General features: G+C 36.4%; 15 protein-coding genes and 1 pseudogene. 7 read left to right on the top strand and 9 right to left on the bottom strand.

Going from position 1 to position 17,516, the window contains the following annotated elements; genetic code table 11:
• The first annotated feature begins 763 nt into the window (after positions 1 to 763).
• Positions 764 to 2,734: pseudogene (locus tag FTV27_RS14775) on the top strand (BCCT family transporter).
• A gap of 44 nt (positions 2,735 to 2,778) precedes the next feature.
• Here the strand turns inward: FTV27_RS14775 and FTV27_RS14780 are convergent.
• The 5 genes from FTV27_RS14780 to FTV27_RS14800 all read right to left on the bottom strand — a co-directional run bounded on the left by FTV27_RS14780 (position 2,779) and on the right by FTV27_RS14800 (position 7,164).
• On the bottom strand, positions 2,779 to 4,857 hold the full coding sequence (locus FTV27_RS14780) for a catalase (RefSeq protein WP_180079148.1): 2,079 nt from the start codon (positions 4,855 to 4,857) through the stop codon (positions 2,779 to 2,781).
• 126 nt (positions 4,858 to 4,983) lie between these two features.
• The gene (locus FTV27_RS14785) at positions 4,984 to 5,679 is read right to left on the bottom strand and encodes a DUF421 domain-containing protein (protein ID WP_180079149.1); all 696 of its coding nucleotides are present in this window, start codon (positions 5,677 to 5,679) and stop codon (positions 4,984 to 4,986) included.
• Positions 5,680 to 5,718: 39 nt separating this feature from the next.
• Positions 5,719 to 6,009 carry a hypothetical protein gene (locus FTV27_RS14790; RefSeq protein WP_218948340.1) on the bottom strand — a complete coding sequence of 97 codons (291 nt, stop codon included), beginning with the start codon at positions 6,007 to 6,009 and terminating at the stop codon, positions 5,719 to 5,721.
• Between the two features lie 90 nt (positions 6,010 to 6,099).
• Positions 6,100 to 6,510, bottom strand: coding sequence for a hypothetical protein (locus FTV27_RS14795; RefSeq protein WP_180079150.1), 411 nt, complete (start codon positions 6,508 to 6,510; stop codon positions 6,100 to 6,102).
• Between the two features lie 189 nt (positions 6,511 to 6,699).
• Positions 6,700 to 7,164 carry a CinA family protein gene (locus FTV27_RS14800; RefSeq protein WP_180079187.1) on the bottom strand — a complete coding sequence of 155 codons (465 nt, stop codon included), beginning with the start codon at positions 7,162 to 7,164 and terminating at the stop codon, positions 6,700 to 6,702.
• 257 nt (positions 7,165 to 7,421) lie between these two features.
• Here FTV27_RS14800 and FTV27_RS14805 point away from each other — a divergent pair, with 257 nt between their 5' ends.
• Positions 7,422 to 8,819, top strand: coding sequence for an iron-containing redox enzyme family protein (locus FTV27_RS14805; RefSeq protein WP_180079151.1), 1,398 nt, complete (start codon positions 7,422 to 7,424; stop codon positions 8,817 to 8,819).
• A 281-nt stretch (positions 8,820 to 9,100) separates the two neighbouring features.
• On the top strand, positions 9,101 to 10,261 hold the full coding sequence (locus FTV27_RS14810) for an MFS transporter (protein WP_180079152.1): 1,161 nt from the start codon (positions 9,101 to 9,103) through the stop codon (positions 10,259 to 10,261).
• Between the two features lie 24 nt (positions 10,262 to 10,285).
• On the opposite strand, the gene FTV27_RS14815 is transcribed toward FTV27_RS14810, so the two are convergent.
• A complete protein-coding gene (locus FTV27_RS14815) occupies positions 10,286 to 11,668 on the bottom strand; it encodes a GGDEF domain-containing protein (protein WP_249734381.1) in 1,383 nt (460 codons plus the stop codon).
• 299 nt (positions 11,669 to 11,967) lie between these two features.
• Here FTV27_RS14815 and FTV27_RS14820 point away from each other — a divergent pair, with 299 nt between their 5' ends.
• Positions 11,968 to 12,450: a hypothetical protein gene (locus FTV27_RS14820; RefSeq protein ID WP_180079154.1), complete on the top strand. Its 483-nt coding sequence runs from the start codon at positions 11,968 to 11,970 to the stop codon at positions 12,448 to 12,450.
• A gap of 70 nt (positions 12,451 to 12,520) precedes the next feature.
• On the opposite strand, the gene accC is transcribed toward FTV27_RS14820, so the two are convergent.
• The 3 genes from accC to aroQ are packed head-to-tail and all read right to left on the bottom strand — an operon-like array spanning position 12,521 to position 14,787.
• Positions 12,521 to 13,882: an acetyl-CoA carboxylase biotin carboxylase subunit gene (gene accC, locus FTV27_RS14825; protein ID WP_111885487.1), complete on the bottom strand. Its 1,362-nt coding sequence runs from the start codon at positions 13,880 to 13,882 to the stop codon at positions 12,521 to 12,523.
• A 17-nt stretch (positions 13,883 to 13,899) separates the two neighbouring features.
• Complete coding sequence (gene accB / locus FTV27_RS14830; protein ID WP_078190790.1) at positions 13,900 to 14,316, bottom strand: acetyl-CoA carboxylase biotin carboxyl carrier protein; 417 nt, start codon at positions 14,314 to 14,316, stop codon at positions 13,900 to 13,902.
• Between the two features lie 15 nt (positions 14,317 to 14,331).
• A complete protein-coding gene (gene aroQ / locus FTV27_RS14835) occupies positions 14,332 to 14,787 on the bottom strand; it encodes a type II 3-dehydroquinate dehydratase (protein ID WP_078190789.1) in 456 nt (151 codons plus the stop codon).
• A 1,117-nt stretch (positions 14,788 to 15,904) separates the two neighbouring features.
• Here aroQ and FTV27_RS14840 point away from each other — a divergent pair.
• The 3 genes from FTV27_RS14840 to FTV27_RS14850 all read left to right on the top strand — a co-directional run bounded on the left by FTV27_RS14840 (position 15,905) and on the right by FTV27_RS14850 (position 17,514).
• A complete protein-coding gene (locus tag FTV27_RS14840; RefSeq protein WP_078190788.1) occupies positions 15,905 to 16,273 on the top strand; it encodes a hypothetical protein in 369 nt (122 codons plus the stop codon).
• A gap of 3 nt (positions 16,274 to 16,276) precedes the next feature.
• The gene (locus FTV27_RS14845) at positions 16,277 to 16,669 is read left to right on the top strand and encodes a hypothetical protein (protein ID WP_249748881.1); all 393 of its coding nucleotides are present in this window, start codon (positions 16,277 to 16,279) and stop codon (positions 16,667 to 16,669) included.
• Positions 16,670 to 17,253: 584 nt separating this feature from the next.
• Positions 17,254 to 17,514, top strand: a complete 261-nt coding sequence (locus FTV27_RS14850) for a hypothetical protein (RefSeq protein ID WP_180079155.1) — start codon at positions 17,254 to 17,256, stop codon at positions 17,512 to 17,514.
• Positions 17,515 to 17,516: the final 2 nt, after the last annotated feature.

Genomic DNA, 17,516 nt, shown 5'->3' on the forward strand with positions numbered 1-17,516 from the left:
TAATCAGCGAAGAATTCAAAAAGGCTTGGATTTTAAGACACCAAATCAAATGGCAGAAGACTTTTATCGGTTAGCTGCCTAGAATCTCCCAAGTGAAAGTCTCCTGCTAATTCAGCACACATCATACCTTTGATACCGCTTGGACTTCCGTAGTGTTTGCATTTGCAGTTGAGAGCATTGAACCAGCTATAAGTACTGCACCACCAGCTAAAAGGAGCTTACGGGTTTTTGAATTCATGTTATAAGCCTACTTTAATTTGAAAGTGAATTAATTACTATAAATTGCTTTTAAGGTCATTTTGTTTTTTTATGTATTAAGTATTTGATCTTTAATCATTGTTTAACTTTTCAAGTTTTATTAATCCTTTTACTACCATTTTTAACAGATAAAATAATATTACTTATATAAGCCCAAAAACTAAGTGAAAAAATGCTTACATTAAGCAAAATTATAATTACTTTCTAAGAACTCACTTACTTCTAAAGCACTTCAAGAGAGTATTGAATAAGAAAATTAATTGACGAAATAAATAGTTTAGTAATGGTCTTAATTTGCTTTACTACTTAATATTGGATTATATATCTAAAAATATGATAACATGCTCAAACTCTAAACAACGGCTTTGAACGAGTCAGCTTTAAATTTTCAAACGAAAATGAAAATGCCAGCACTTTTCAATACAAGCCTGTTTCTTTCGCAAGTAGCGGATATCTCTTTGATCAATTTAGATCTGTCTTACAAATAAAACGGAATAGGGAAGGTATGTCTTCATTGAAACCGTCATGGTATTCCAATGTGAATCCAAATGTGTTTATTAGCACAGTTGTTATTATCGGCATTTTTATTGCCATTGTATTTTTAGCTCCCAATGCTTTTGATTTAATAACTAAACAACTGAATCAATGGGTTACAAACTCATTCAGTTGGTTCTATGTACTATCTGTAGCCATTTTTCTCTTAGTGCTTATTTATATTGCCTGTTCAAATATGGGTAAAATTAAACTTGGTTTAGACCATAGCCAGCCAAAGTTTAGTAATAGCTCTTGGTTCGCTATGCTATTTACAGCTGGTATGGGCATTGGCTTAATGTTCTTCGGTGTCGCGGAACCAGTGATGCACTATGTTTCACCTCCAACTGGTGAGCCTGAAACAATTCAATCAGCGCAGCAAGCCATGCGTGTAACATTCTTTCATTGGGGACTTCATGCTTGGGCAATTTACACAATTGTGGGCTTAGCTTTAGCTTACTTTGCATATAGACATAATCTACCTCTTAAGATTCGCTCTGCTTTATATCCTCTTATTGGAAAGAAAATTTATGGTCCAATTGGTGATGGTGTGGATACTTTTGCGACCATCGGTACAGTATTTGGTGTCGCAACAACATTAGGTTTTGGTGTAACCCAAATTAACTCTGGCTTAAATTATTTATTCGGAATTTAATATTCAACGACGACGCAGCTTATTTTAATTGTCATTGTTACAGCTATGGCATCTTTATCTGTATTTATAGGCTTAGACAAGGGTATTAAACGATTATCAGAGATTAATCTGGGCTTAGCTTTAGTGCTGTTGCTATTTGTATTTTTTGCTAGTTCAAGCATTTTTATATTGCAAACGACTATCCAAAACACGGGGCAATACATTTCAAATTTGTTCAATATGACCTTTAATTTATATGCCTACCAGTCTGATGGTTGGATCGGTGGTTGGACAATTATGTACTGGGCATGGTGGATTTCATGGTCGCCATTCGTAGGTATGTTTATTGCGCGTGTGTCTGAAGGACGTACTATTCGTGAGTTTATTGTAGGGGTTTTACTTATTCCAACAGGCTTCACGCTGATCTGGATGGGAGTCATGGGGAATGCTGCACTCTATAGTATTTTAAACGAAGCGAACACCTCGCTGATTTCTGCCGTGCAACGAGATTCATCCGTTGCATTATTTGAATATTTAGGGACATTGCCATTCTCAGGTGTGATGAGTTTTGTGGCGACCATTCTGGTCATGTTGTTTTTTGTGACATCGGCAGACTCTGGGGCTTTAGTTACAGACTATCTAACTGCAAAATCTGAAAACTCTCCAACTTGGCAGCGATTGTTTTGGACAACGTTAATGGCTGTACTTGCGATTGTTTTGTTGTTTGCAGGAGGTTTAGGAGCTTTGCAATCTGCAACAATGTTGAGTGCATTACCATTCACCTTCGTAATGCTTTTAATTTGCTGGGGCTTAGTCAAGGCTCTACATTTAGATGCAACCAAGATGCAAGCATTACAGGATGCACGTATTACACCTAGAGCAATTCATAATCCAAGAAGTTGGCAACAACGTTTAGGATTGATTATGCATTATCCGCATACACGTGAAGAAGTTGAACAGTATATTGATACAACGGTAAGCCAGGCATTTTCAAATTTACAGAAAGAGTTTAAGCGTCGTCATTTAGATGTGACGGTAAACACGATAGATGATGGCTTGCAGCTACGTGTAAACCATCAAGATGAGATTAACTTTATTTACCAAGTGGTTGTTCAAGAAAAAAATACACCAAGTTTTATGACTGATTCAGCAGAAATTACGCAAGATTATCAAGCTGAAGTGTTTTTGAGGGAAGGTGGTCAAAATTATGACATCATCGAATGGACGCAAGAAGATATTTTGCAAGATGTTATTGATCAATACGAACGTCATCTACATTTTTTAAATCTAGTTAGAACCAAGAACCAATAGATAAAAAACCGCCCAGAAGGGCGGTTTTTTTATTCATAGTTAAATTAGGCCGGTATAGAAGCAACTTTATCTTCACGATCCCAATAACGGTGATTCTGTATCGCTGTTTTAAATTGATCACTGACATCTTTGAAACTTTGTGAAGTGAAAAGCGCAGCATCTTGAGTCAGATTAAGCTCTTTAATTAAAGCCTCTTTATCACCTAATAGTACTATAGGTTTAAGATGCTTAAATGTTTCCATTACATAATGTTTAGCTACACCATCATTTAAGAACTCATCTAAATTATCTCCATCAATAACAACGACAGCATCGTAGGTAACCGAAGGTTCGCCATTCTGACGTCCATCAACTGCAATTTCTTTACCATCGTTAGATATCACCGGCGCGGCATTTGGTGCTAAAACTTCGACTACAGCGCTTTCTGATTCGCCCCAAGTCTTAATTGCATCGATAGAGGAAGCATTAGCGCCGTTGTGCACCAACAGAGCAATTTTTCGTTGCTTAATATCAGATGCAGGGTATGCCAATGTGCTTAAGTGATCAGATTTAGCGACGGTAGCTTTCTTAACCGATTTATTTTGCTTAGTCGGAGCAGCTAACCCTAATTCATTTGCAACAAATTTCGCTAAATCCAAGTCAATATTTGCAAGCACCTCATTTACAACTCGTTCCCTAATTTCAACAGCTTTCACTTTTGAGAGTTCAAAGGCATAGGCATCCTTTATATGCTGTTGTTCATGCTTAGCAAGACTTTGGTAATGCATGGTCGCTTGCGAGAAATGATCTGCGAAGCTTTCTGGTCTAATTCTTAACTTGCTGCCTTGGATTTGTTCAGGATGGGTTCGAAATGCATGCGGATCATTATTAGATTCTCTAGGCCAATTTTCATCTACAGAGTTAGGCTCATAATTCGCTTTACCTTTATAGACTTCATGGTTTGCATAGCCGCCACGTCGATTTGTATGGAAAGGGCAGACCGGTTTATTAATTGGAATTTGATTAAAGTTTGCTGTTCCTAAGCGGTGCAGATGCGTATCTGTATAGCTGAACAAACGACCTTGTAATAAAGGATCATTACTAAAATCAATTCCTGAAACAATATTGGCTGGACTGAAAGCAACTTGCTCTGTTTCTGCAAAGAAATCATCTGTATTTCGATTTAGAGTAAATTTACCTAGTGGGGTAATAGGTACAAGCTCTTCAGGTACCAGCTTTGTAGCATCTAAAACATCAAAGTCCCATTGAGCCGCTTCTTCTTCAGTAAAGATCTGTGCCCCTAATTCCCACTCAGGATAATTGCCACGTTCAATGGCATCCCATAGATCGCGACGATGGAAGTCTGGATCTTTGCCATTAAGCTTTAAGGCCTCATCCCAAACGACTTGAGCAACACCTTGCTTAGGAGTCCAGTGAAATTTAACCAAATGCGCCTGATTATCTTTGTTAATTAATCTGAAGGTATGTACACCAAAACCTTGAATCGATCGTAAATTTCTAGGAATAGCACGATCTGACATCACCCAAGTAGTCATATGAGAAGCTTCGGTATTTAAAGAAATAAAATCCCAAAACGTATCATGCGCAGATTGACCTGTTGGAACTTCATTCGGATCTTCAGGCTTTACAGCGTGGACAAAGTCAGGGAACTTAATTGCGTCCTGAATAAAAAATACAGGAATGTTATTACCGACTAAATCGTAGTTTCCATCTTCGGTATAAAACTTAATGGAAAACCCGCGTACATCACGGACTACATCAGCTGATCCGCGTCCACCTTGTACTGTAGAAATCCTGACAAAGATTGGTGTTGGATTTTGAGTGTTAGTCAAAAATTTAGCCTTAGTCCATTTTTCGTTGCCTTCATAAGCTTCAAAATAACCATGCGCTCCTACACCACGAGCATGCACTACACGCTCAGGGATACGTTCACGGTCAAAATGAATTAACTTATCTCGTAAGAGAAAATCTTCTAACAGAGTAGGACCAGTCTGATTTATTTTTAAGCTATTTTGATTGTCAGCTACAGGTACACCCAAAGATGAGGTCAGTGTTTTACCTTTAGGGTCTACATATGCCTCTTTTTCAAACTGATCAATTTTAGGATTATTTGATTTTTTCATGAGCTACATCCCTTTGTCTGATGTTATTTAGTACATGTGCTAGATAAGGTTTTGCTATTGCATAAAGCTAATATAGACAATAAAGATGCTCGGCAAATTTAAAGTAAAAAATTGTCTATTTTGTGTTCAATCTGAGGGTTGAATAGAGTTGCTTTCACAATAAAAAGCAGATCCAGCCCAGCGGTCACATTTGCAGCGGGGGCACTGAGCATTTAGAGAACTAATAAATTGTGTTTGACCACACAGCATGCACGAATAGTATTTTTTGGAATCAAAACGCTGTGCTTTTTGGTAGTGATCAGGAAAAATTGGTAGTCCCCATTTAATATTATCCTTGGCATAAGGGATTACACTTAGACACCCATCTGTTTCAAGTAATGCTGTCTTAACTTGACCAAGGTGTTCTATTTTGTTTTGCCTTAACTCAGCAAAAAATTCGTCATATGAATACTTTTCCTGTTTGATATCTTCAACAATCAATAAGCCATCTTTAACGATATACATTGGCCTACCTTCTAACATAGTTTCAAATGAATCTGATTTCATGATGAGGTATGTAGTTAATCTATAGAGAAGAATAATGACTGCAAATACAATGAGTGCTTGAATGATGGGGATATCATCATTAAACATGGGGTCGCCTGCTGCAGATCCCAAACTTAAAATAATAGCTAACTCAAATACTGAAAGTTGCCTGACACCTCTTTTCCCTGAAAATCTTAAAAAAATAATAATTAAGATAAACATAATGATGCATCGGAAAATAATTTCCAATGCAAAAGTAAAAGAAGTGTCATGCAGAATTATTTTTATGAAGTCCATGCTTATACATTTTTTGAATTTTAGTTTATAAGTTGTTGTTTACATCTTGTCCCAAGCATCCTTAATTGCATGCTTAGCATGTTCCCATTTCAAACGAGAATCTGCTTTAAACTCTTCCCATTTGGTTTGTAAATCCGGCTCAGAATCTTCGAAACGCGCATTCTCACCGTATAAATGACGTTCGCGCTCACCAAGCTCATAAGCTGACCTTAGATCACGGTCATAGTCAATATCGGGTACTTCTCGTTGAAGATCGCCATAGTACGGTCTATTGGAGTAATCCGTACGCCAGTCATGATGTATTGGATGTTCATTTTGATGGTCGTTCATAGTAATAACTCCGATAAATTATTTAATAAATTGCAAAAGTAGTGATCCCTGGGCTACTTCTGCAAATACAAATTACTGTTGTTACTTTGACTATTGGTCTTGCTGATCATTCTGCTGACGTTGTTGATCAGACTGCTGATTTTGTTGATGTTGGGGTTGCTGCTGTTGTTGCTGATCATTCTGCTGACGCTGTTGATCAGACTGCTGATTTTGTTGGCGTTGGGGTTGCTGCTGCTGTTGCTGACCATTCTGCTGGCGCTGCTGATCAGATTGTTGATTTTGTTGATGTTGGGGTTGCTGCTGTTGTTGCTGACCATTCTGCTGGCGCTGCTGATCAGATTGTTGATTTTGTTGATGTTGGGGTTGCTGCTGTTGTTGCTGATCATTCTGCTGACGCTGTTGATCAGACTGCTGATTTTGTTGGTTTTGAGGTTTTTGAGTATCGCCACGTTGGTGCTGTAAGCGAGTATCATTATTTTGATCTTGGTTATAATTAGACATAATACTGTTCCTTTAAAGATTAATTAGATAATCTACTCAATTACAGTAGACCATTTATTATTAACATGAATATTGCTAATATGATTATTAAAGATGTTACATAATCTTTATTAAGTTTCAATTTGTTTAAAAGTAAAAATTTAGGGGCTGTTTTATATACATAAATAGTCTTTTTTTAATTACATGAAACTAACAATAATAATTTTTTAATATTTTAGTGAGTGACTTGCATAGAGCTTTATATAGTATTTTTAATTTTTTGATAGGCTTACCTTTAGTTAAAATTTTGAAATTATAAAATTTTTTCTTAAAATAAATGCAATAGAAAAAAGTACCTACAGGTTTCTTTTTGTTTTCGGATCCTCCGCGCTTTAAAAGTCCAGTGCAAGATATATAAATATCTGATTTAAATAATTTTTTCCCATTTATAATCATTTGATTGGTTACTTCTGGGGATTCAGCAGTATATTTATCTATAAGTGATTGTTTTATATTTAAAATACGCTTCTTGAATAGTAAGTCATAACTAACAATAGAACCATCCAGAAGTATTCCAGAGTTTTTATCTTGTGAAATTCTATATGCTAAATAACCTGCACTCGCACTTTCAAATAGCGTTATTGATAGGGATTTTTTAGAAATAAAGTCAAAAATTTATTTCATATAAATTATCCTATGAATATTTTATAAAAGAATCATAATTGATATTTAAATATGAATATGTGAATTAAGTCACATCAAAAAAATGTTACTTTTTAAAAACTTGTTAAAAATTATGCTAAAGGTGTGTTTTATATATTAAAATTTTTAAAATATTACATTGCGTTAAATTTTTATTAAAAAAAATTAACAAATACTACTTATTTTCTGAACTATGGTTAAGAAGAATCATTTACCGCGTGAGAATTATAATGCCTACAGCAGTAAAAGAAAGAATCTTAAATTTAATAACCAAAGATCATCAGAAATATTTCGAAATTGTTGAGTTCTTCTTAGATGCTTCAATACCTAATTCTGCCAAAGAATTAAAGGCATTTAAGGTTTTAGAGAATGAAATTATAACTCTCGAACACATTGATGAGATGCCAAATGAGATAGACCATCTTGTCGATTGGATTCATCATAATAACCGTACACAGTGTGAATATTATAAAGAATACCTAGATAGAAGAAAGCAAGGTGGAGGAAGAGAGTATTTTTCATCAGTTAGTAAAGCTTATGAGTTTTTATACAAGGTTGCACCCACAAAAAAAGTGGATGGTTCATGGCTATATAGCTTTACTCAGTATTGGAATGATCCAGTATTTAGAGATTTTATTCAGATATATTTAGAGGAACTTGGTCTCGGTTCAGAAAAAGCCAATCACGTGAGAATGTACGACAACCTACTACTTGCACATGGTTTGAATCAACTATCTTTAAACTTATCTGATGCCTATTACCATCAGGCAGCAATACAGCTTGCGCTTGCATATGCACCTTCAGAGTTTATACCAGAGATAGCAGGTTTTAATTTAGGCTATGAACAACTTCCTTTACATTTGCTAATTAGCAATTACGAGTTAAAAGAACTTGGAATTGATGCACACTATTTTAATGTTCATATCACGATAGATAATTTTGATAATGGGCATGCGCAGCTTGCGACCAATGCCATTAAAAAACTTTCTACAAGGTACAGATCTAAAGAAGAGTTCATTCGTAAACTCAAAATCGGCTATCTCCTAAATAACAAAGGAATGAGTTCAGTTCAGATAATTAAAAATTTAAGCACTGAAAAGATGGTGCTAGAAATATTTAAGAAAAAGGCGATCGTTGGTAAACACATGCATAGCAATAAGTGCATGTTTAATAATAAAACAACGAATGAATGGCTGTCTGAAGATGATAGTGTTGAAGAGTTTATTTTTGAACTTGTCCGTATGGGCTGGATAAAATTGAATCGACCACCTGAAGAGAGTAGGTTCTGGCAGATGATTCACGACGAAGACGGTAAAATGTTTGGAGTGTTTAATGCTGTTGAAAAAACTTTTATTTATGACTGGATTGCAGGTAAATCAGTAGATTCCAAACAAAATCAAGTTAATAATGAGTTTGTAAAAAACTTCCTAGAGACCAATTCATTTAGTTATTTAGCGAACCATGAAATGGCTGAGCTTAAGAAACAATTTGATGGAAGTACGAATACAGGATACAAGATCAACAAACTTCTAAAGTATTTAGCACCTCATATGCATCATCAAGAAATTGGTTTATGGAGTACCCAACGTATTGTTGAGTGTTTATTTCCATCTCTAGCTCGTCAATAAAATGAATGCTCAAAAAGTTTTATAACTTTTATCGTTAATAACAACCGTCTTCGGGCGGTTTTTTACTAATATGTGATAATTCTAAAGATAAAAATAAATACATGTTTATTAATAAAAAAATAAAATAATGCTTAGTTTTTTGTAAAAGTATACAAATTTTGAAATAATTTAATTAAAATAAATTTGTATACTCGCCATATCCTAACCAAGCCTTTTAGATGCAAAAGTATACAACTCTGAAAAGTTTATAACCTATTGTAAATACAAAGGAATACAGCTTGATGCTTAACATTCCAATCCATTCCAAACTCGGTGGATTCTACTTTTTCTATTATTCAATAGTGGGTACATTCATGCCGTATTGGACTTTGTATCTAGAGGATCAAGGGTTTAATTATCAAGAAATAGGTATTTTATCTTCGATTGCAATTGTCACACGTTTTTTTGCACCGTTTATTTGGGGCTGGATTGCAGATAAATCCGGCAAGCGCATGCTTTTAATTCGAATCGCAACATGGATGGAAGCCTGTATTTGGTTTCTGATTTTTATAATTCCCAACAGTTTTCAATCTGTTGCATTACTCATGCTGGTTTTTAGTTTCTTTCAAAATGCTATATTGGCTCAGTTTGAAGGAGTAACTTTATTTTGGTTAGCTGAGCGGCGTGCAGAACTTTATGGAAAAGTCAGAAAATGGGGATCAGTTGGCTTCATTGTTGGGGTATTTGGAATTGGGGCTTTGCTAGAAATAATACCTGTTTCAATGCTGCCTATCATGTTGTTATGCATTGCATTTCTCGCATTTATTTGGTCATTTACGATTAAAGAGCCCGCTACTGCACCATCTTCACAGAAAAAACTTGAACCACTTTGGCCTATCTTAAAACGACCAGTTGTAGCGAGTTTTTTTATCATTGAATTTTTTCTGCTCTTTTCGCATGCACCGTTTTATAGTTTTTATAGCAATTACCTTATGCAGGCTGATTTTTCGACGAGCCAAATCGGTTTTTTATGGTCTGTAGGAGTCATTGCAGAAATCATTATGTTTGCCTATGCCAATGTCTTTTTTAATCGATATTCTTGGCGTAACTTAGTGCTCATTTGTTTGGGGCTAACAGGGATGCGATGGTTGATTGTAGGCTTATATCCGACGGTGTTTATCACTCAATTTGCTGCGCAAACGATTCATGCCTTTAGTTTTGGATTATTCCACTTAATCGCTATGCGAATCATTTTTCAAAATTTTACCGCAAGTCAACAAGGGCGTGGTCAAGCGCTATACAGTACCATGTGGGGCTTAGGTGTTGCGAGTGGCAGTATTTTAGCAGGTCGATATTGGGACATGCTTTCGGGACCCGTTATTTTTATGATCGCAGGACTGGCGGTTATACCTGCCATGTTTTTGGTCGTGGGCTTGCCTAAAACGAACCAAAAGCCAGCTTGAAACAATTCAGTATATTGAAAAGTCTCAATGGACTAAAATCACTTGATTACGGCCGAGTTCTTTAGCTTGATATAATGCCTGATCGGCTTGATTAATCATACTTTGCAAACTTGGAGCATTGGGCAAAGACTGATGAATCAGACCAATACTCACCGTAATATAAATCGTATTTTGTTCATCAATGATGATAGGCGTAGTTTCAAAGACTTTTCGGATGCGTTCAGCAATACCTTGAGCTTCAGTTGCAGCAATGTTCGTGAGTAATACACTAAACTCTTCTCCCCCAATTCGTGCAAATAAATCAGTTTCACGTAAATTCTTACGCACAATACTCGAAAATTCTTGTAAAACTTGGTCACCGACATAATGCCCATATTGATCATTTAATTTTTTAAAATGATCAATATCCATCATGATAATGGAAAAGTTAAGCTGAATTTGGTTTTGTAGGTAAAGCTCACCTTGCTCGAAAAAATATCGACGATTCATCGCATGCGTTAAACTATCATGATTTGCAAGGTATAAAACCTCTTTATATAGTTCGTGCCGATTTCGGCTAATAATACAAAGAATCAACGGCGAGAGAATCAGCATGGCTAGGCCAATACGAACTGAAATTGCTGTCGATAAATAGGCTAATGAAGAATCGTGTAAGTAGAACGCATTTAAATTGTAATAGGTCGCTAAAATTACCACGGCATTAATTAGGGATAAGGTAAATAAGCGATAGGTTAATGCTGCCCAAATTAGAGCCGCTAAAGGGTAGAGAATTGCCCCTGGACCTGCAGAAACAGCTGTTAAAAATACACAGAAGATAACTGCAATTGCCGGAAATATTTTATTGATCTGAAAGCTTTGATGACGTCGATCTTTGAAATAAAGTTTAAGATCGGCCAGTTTAGGAAAAGACAGAATAAGCGGTAATATAATCAGCGCATTTAATATTTCAGTAATCCACCACATACCAAAATCAATCGATAATCTATCGGTCGACATAAACGTGTTGGGGATATAAGGCACAGTGAAAATAGCAAAAAGAGCACCTGCAAGGCATCCACCACAGGCGATGATGACAATCATGGTCAGAAAGGTGAAACCTTTATTATAGTTTTGATAGTTCACCTGAAAATATCGCATAAAAAATAGCGATACCATGCTGTTGGTTAAATTTGAAAAAGTGAGAAATAAAGTGAGTTGGAAATAATTGCCCGTCACTAAATCTGCGAGCATATAACCGGTAAATGCACCTAACCATCCTCCCAGATTACTCAGTTTAGGGAACCTTAAGAATATTGCTAACAATACTGCATTCGCAGGCCAAAAAATAGCTAAATAGCTTAATGGGCGGGTGAAAATACCGATTAAGCAGCAGCAAAGAATAACTGCAGCGACTATTACAAAAGCCATGCTGTGGCGTGCATTAAGCGGAGCAAGACTATTCGAATGCAGTTTCATTAGCTTATGTAAGCCTAGGTTAAATATGGGAGAATTCGTTTTTTTCGTATATTAAACGATAAAAAAGATTTTATATTATTTTATTGTAAATAGTGTGATTTGTTTGGCATTTAGCTGATTTGTAGTTTCGTTAACCGAGATTGATTTTTTGGATAAATAGGAAAAATGATTGTTATGAAAATGTGATAAACCGCGGATTTGTAAAAAAATGTGTTACTTTAAGAGCATGATTTATATGACTGATTAAATGTATGAAAATAGCATATCTTACAGTTTTACTCATGTTGAGTTCATCGTTGGTGATGGCGGCAGATAATAAGAATACAACTCAAAATTCAGAGGTTAAAAATCAAGTTGAAGCGGTGAATAGCTTTAGGGTGACAACACGTTCTGAATTGGTCGGCTTATGGGGTATGGAAATTCCGACCAATAAAAAGTGCGTTGAATATTATAATTTTAAGAGCAATAATGATGTTGTGATCAAAAGCGGTGAAGAGTGGTCATCTGGAGTATATGACTATCAACCTGCGCAAGATCCGAATGTGCAAATTCCAGCACTGATTTTACAAGTGAAATATGACAATAATCAGATGGATTGTTCGGGCAATATTCAAGATCAAACCGGCGAAATTTCACAGTACTTTGTAAAGTGGAAAAGTCCATCGGTTATTAATTTCTGTGCCAATGATCAGGCTCAGCAGTGTTTTGCGACATTGCGTCGAGTTTTGCCTTAAGCATGACTATAGATCTTTCTTATGAAAATAAAAAACCACTCATTTGAGTGGTTTTTTTGACGCTGAAGATTTATTTATCTTCATGTCCTTCGACTTTCTTTAATAGATGTTTTTCAAGATAGTGAATATCCATAGCTTGTTCGCAGAAATTTTTATCTTGAAGAATCAAATCTTTATGTAGCGGAATATTGGTTTTCACGCCAGTTAAGATAATCTCTTCTAGAGCTTGTTTCATGCGCGCAATAGAGGTTTCACGATCTTTACCATGCGCAATGAGTTTTGCAATCATTGAATCATAGTATGGCGGGATACTATATCCTTGATAGATATGAGAATCTAGTCGGATACCTGCGCCGCCCGGTGCATAGAAATGATCGATTTTGCCCGGTGAAGGCATAAATGTAGATGGATCTTCTGCATTAATACGACATTCAATCGCATGACCTTTAAGTTGAATATCTTCTTGTTGAAGATCCAAACCTAAGCCAGCAGCAATGCGTAATTGTTGCTCGATAATATCCACACCAGTTACTTGCTCAGTAACAGGATGTTCTACTTGTACACGAGTATTCATTTCAATAAAGAAGAATTCACCTTCTTCAAATAAGAACTCAAATGTACCAGCACCACGGTATTGCATTAATTTACAAGCATTTACACATGCTTCAAGAATATGCGCACGTGCTTCTTCAGGTAAACCCGGTGCAGGCGCTTCTTCAAGCACTTTTTGATGGCGACGTTGCAAGGAACAGTCACGATCATAAAGGTGAATTGCATGGCCATTACCATCTGCAAGAACTTGCACTTCGACATGGCGTGGCTTTTGAAGGAAACGTTCCATATAAACGGTGTCGTCACCAAACCACATTTCCGCATCACGTTGAGCAGCTTGTACAGATTCGAGTAGCGTGTCTACACGTTCAACGATACGCATACCACGACCACCACCACCTGAGGCAGCTTTTACAATCAATGGAAAGCCAATTTCTTTGGCTTCTGCCAATGCATTGTGAATCGTTACAGCATGGTCACAACCCGGAACAGTCGGTACGCCGGCTTTTTTCATCGCAATAATGGCAGAAACTTTGTTCCCCATTAAGCGAATGTGTTCAGGACGCGGACCGATAAAGATAAAACCTGAGTTTTCTACAATTTCAGCAAACTCAGCGTTTTCAGATAAGAAACCATAACCTGGATGGATGGCATCTGCACCGGTGATTTCAGCCGCTGTAATAATGGCAGGGATATTGAGATAACTTTCGCTGCTGGCACCTGGTCCAATACACACTGCTTCGTCACAGAAGCGTAAGTGCATTAGGTCTTTGTCGGCATCGGAATAAATCCCTACGGTTTTAATTCCTAAAGTTTTGCAAGCGCGGGTGATGCGGAGCGCAATCTCACCACGGTTTGCAATTAAAACTTTTTGCAACATTGTGATTCCCCGTGGTCTTAAGCGCGATAGCGGAATAATGGTTGACCGAATTGGATCACTTCGCCATTTTTAACCAAAATTTCTTCAATTACACCGCTTTGAGTTGCTTCAATTGGGTTCATGATTTTCATTGCTTCGATGATACCGAGTGTTTCACCAGCAGATACAGTTTGACCAACTTTCACAAATGGTGCTTCACCTGGATTTGGCGCAGCATAGAACACACCAACCATAGGAGACGGCTCAACAGCACCACGTGGTGAACGAGGTGCAGCAGGTGCAGCGGCAGGAGCAGCCATAGCAGGCGCAGCGGCAGCAACTACTGGATTGCGACGAGTTAGAGCAATCGATTGATCGCCTTCTTTAACTTCAATCGCCTGTAAGTCAGATTCAATCATCAAATCGATGAGTTTCTTGATTTTACGGATATCCATGAACAGTATTCCTAATTAAGATTGAGAAGTTGGTTGAATTTTTTCGATGGCGAAGTCTAGTGCTGCGGCATAACCTTTTGCACCTAAACCACAAATAACGCCAACGGCTTTATCAGATAGATAGGAGTGATGTCTAAATGCTTCGCGAGCGTGGACATTTGATAGATGTACTTCGATAAACGGAATGGCTACACCAAGAAGGGCATCACGCACAGCAACCGAAGTATGTGTTAGGGCTGCTGGGTTAATAATGATAAATTGAACGCCTTCTTGTTGCGCTTGATGAATTCGGTCGACGACAGCGCCTTCCCAATTACTTTGGAAAGTGTCGAGAGAAATGGAAGCGTTTTGAGCCTGTGAAATCAGTTTTTGGTTAATATCTTCGAGTGTTAGATAGCCATAAACTTCGGGTTCACGTTTTCCCAGTAAGTTGAGATTCGGTCCATGAATGACCAAAATGGTCGAGCTCATTCAGCCTGCTCCAATAAAAAGTTGCAAATTTACTTTGCAAGATACCTGCAAAGTTTGCTCATTATGGCATAAAATTCCACATTTTTTTTATAATTTCTTTGAATTGACGTGAAAAGCATGTGCCGAGAATGGGCTATATAATGCGAACTTTGCAGAGAATTGGCAATGTTAAAAGATTACATTTTTATCATTATATTGTAGGACATCATTTTAAACCCAATTGGCTAAAACTGTTGATAACTTTTGTGTAAACTTGCTTTATCGTGGTGCGTACGTTTAGCAATAACCAGTGCGAATGACCTTAAATGTGAGATGCCTTGTGTATCCATCTTATAGATCGTCAGTTGAACTGCCTACGCATGCATAGTCGTAAAGATAGTATTTATTCAGCGCATTAAAAATTCTAAGGTTTAATTTATTTGTGCATAAAGAAATCTAAATTGCTCTCAGCTTTCAAGCGAGTTATTTAAAAGAATAAAGCAAGTCTGTATGCTAAGTATATGAAAATTAAAAGATAGTTTATTTTTTTATGATTGATACAGCATATTTCCAAACCAATGAAATGTTTTCATAAATGATAGGGCTCAACCTAGATATTTTGTTTGCCTCAGTGAATTGAATTTTCTGTGGGAGCATTTCCTTATAAGTAGGCAGCTTTAGATATGATGAACATTTATTGCGTAGCTAAGTCATACTTTATAGACCTATATATAAGCGTTTTAACCATCTTGTGTATTTTCTAGTCAGTGTTTTGAATGTATAAAGCGTGCAAGGCATTGACGATTTCTTTCATAAATCATGCAAGTTTGGAAAATTGGGTATTTGTCCAAATTTGTACAGGTATTGGCAAAAGTTAAATCTGTGGTGGTAAAGAAGCTTGCTGTTTGCATACTGATTCTATTTTTTATTCGTCTATTTCTGTGTTTGAACGGTATATGTCTTGAATTAAGTCTCCTTTATTCCTGTTTATATCTTTACATGGAATCTACTGCATTGAGTCTTTTGCTATAAATGAATTAATAAAACAAGGCACGAATGCTTTCGCACGGAAAAAATTTATCTATATACGTGTAATTCACGGTAGAATGCCCGAAACCTATATGGCCTGAGAACAAACATGGCAAAACATACGCAAAATTCATCACCTTTGGCAGAGTTGATTGCAGAACAAAAACTTTTATGTGAAGAAGTGGGTTCTGCATATGTAGAAGTGCAGGGCGATGATGTAATTGCTGTGGCTGTCCATACCTTAAATAAAGATCCAATAGTTGGTATTCGTAAGCCTGCAGAAGGTGATGAAAATGTCAGTTGGTATATTTATGGTGGCGAGCTTGAAGGCGCAGATAACTTTGAAACAATGACTGTGCGTAAACTGCAAGATGTCGTGCCTGAAGTGCTACCGTATTTAGCTTTGGATGTAGGCTATCGTTTTATGATAGATGCTGATGATTATGAAGATGTTTGGAAAGAAGGTGATGAGGCTTAATTTATGCATTCTCCATTGATGTATAAACTTTATGTCCTTATTTTCTCTGTGTTTACTGCTTCTGCAGCATGTGCAAATGTGAATGAAGCGGTTACTCCACAACTGACTCAAACTGAATATAATGCTCAGATAAAAGCATATACTGAGCAAATTAATTCAACCAAAGCTATTTTGGATGATCCTGCATCTACAGCAACGGTTCAGCAGCAAACTCAAGCTTTTTGTTTAAGATTGAATGCATATCGACAGATTTTAGAAATTTCTCAGCAAAACTCAGCTCTTGAAATGGCCAATCTAATGCGAGTGGCTTCACAGCACTATTTACAACAACAGCAACAGAGTATGCAGTCATCTGGCTTAAACGAAAGTGCATTTTGTTCGATTCCTACAAAATAATTTAGGTTTAAATTTCTCTTCTAAAACTTTTGGGCTATAGTCTAACTTTCTTTCATTTTGTTCTATTTTTCATAATTCGAAATGGTCTAGTATTTCAAAATTATTACAGCATAATTCACTATAGGTGCAGTTTCTAATAATATTATAAATTGAAAATGCAGATTGTCAGGAAATGATATGAAATATGCTTAAAATGATAAGTCCATCACATTATTATGATCAAGTTAGAACGATTTATATGCAACAAACATCCCTGGTCCTGTTGCATAGGTCAGTCCTAATACATCAACTTGTTGATGTCGTTCTCTTTTGGCCACTGAATAAGTGGCTATTTTTTTGTGAAAAATTAAATGCTTAATCATATTATAAATCGAATTTGGATAAAATTTAAATTATTCATGATGTGGCATCCCCATACATTGACTCATATGTGCAGTTTGGTTCGAGGAATACAATCAAATGATTAAATCACTTTGTATTTTTATTATTTTACTCTCGGTATGAGTGATGGATAAATAGACAAATATTGCAAGTATGATAAGATAATTGAACACATTATTTTTGATGTTTGAGGAGTTGTTTACATGACAGCTTATACTTCAGTAATGAAAGCAAGCCAATATGAGGATGATATGATCCCGAGCCTTGCTATCCATGCATTTCGCCATGCTTTTGAACAAGCAAGTGCGTCATCCACTGTGGTTTATGTAAAAGGTCTACAACTGGTTCAACGTCTGCAAAATGGTCAAGAAGTACAAATAAAAGATGTTTCAGCCGACTTCGTGCAAATGGATGATCTACCTAAAATTTTAAAACGTAAAAAGAAAATAGAGGAAATTGTTTAATA

It is taken from the genome of Acinetobacter sp. YH12251 (assembly GCF_013417465.1).
Classification (GTDB): domain Bacteria; phylum Pseudomonadota; class Gammaproteobacteria; order Pseudomonadales; family Moraxellaceae; genus Acinetobacter; species Acinetobacter amyesii.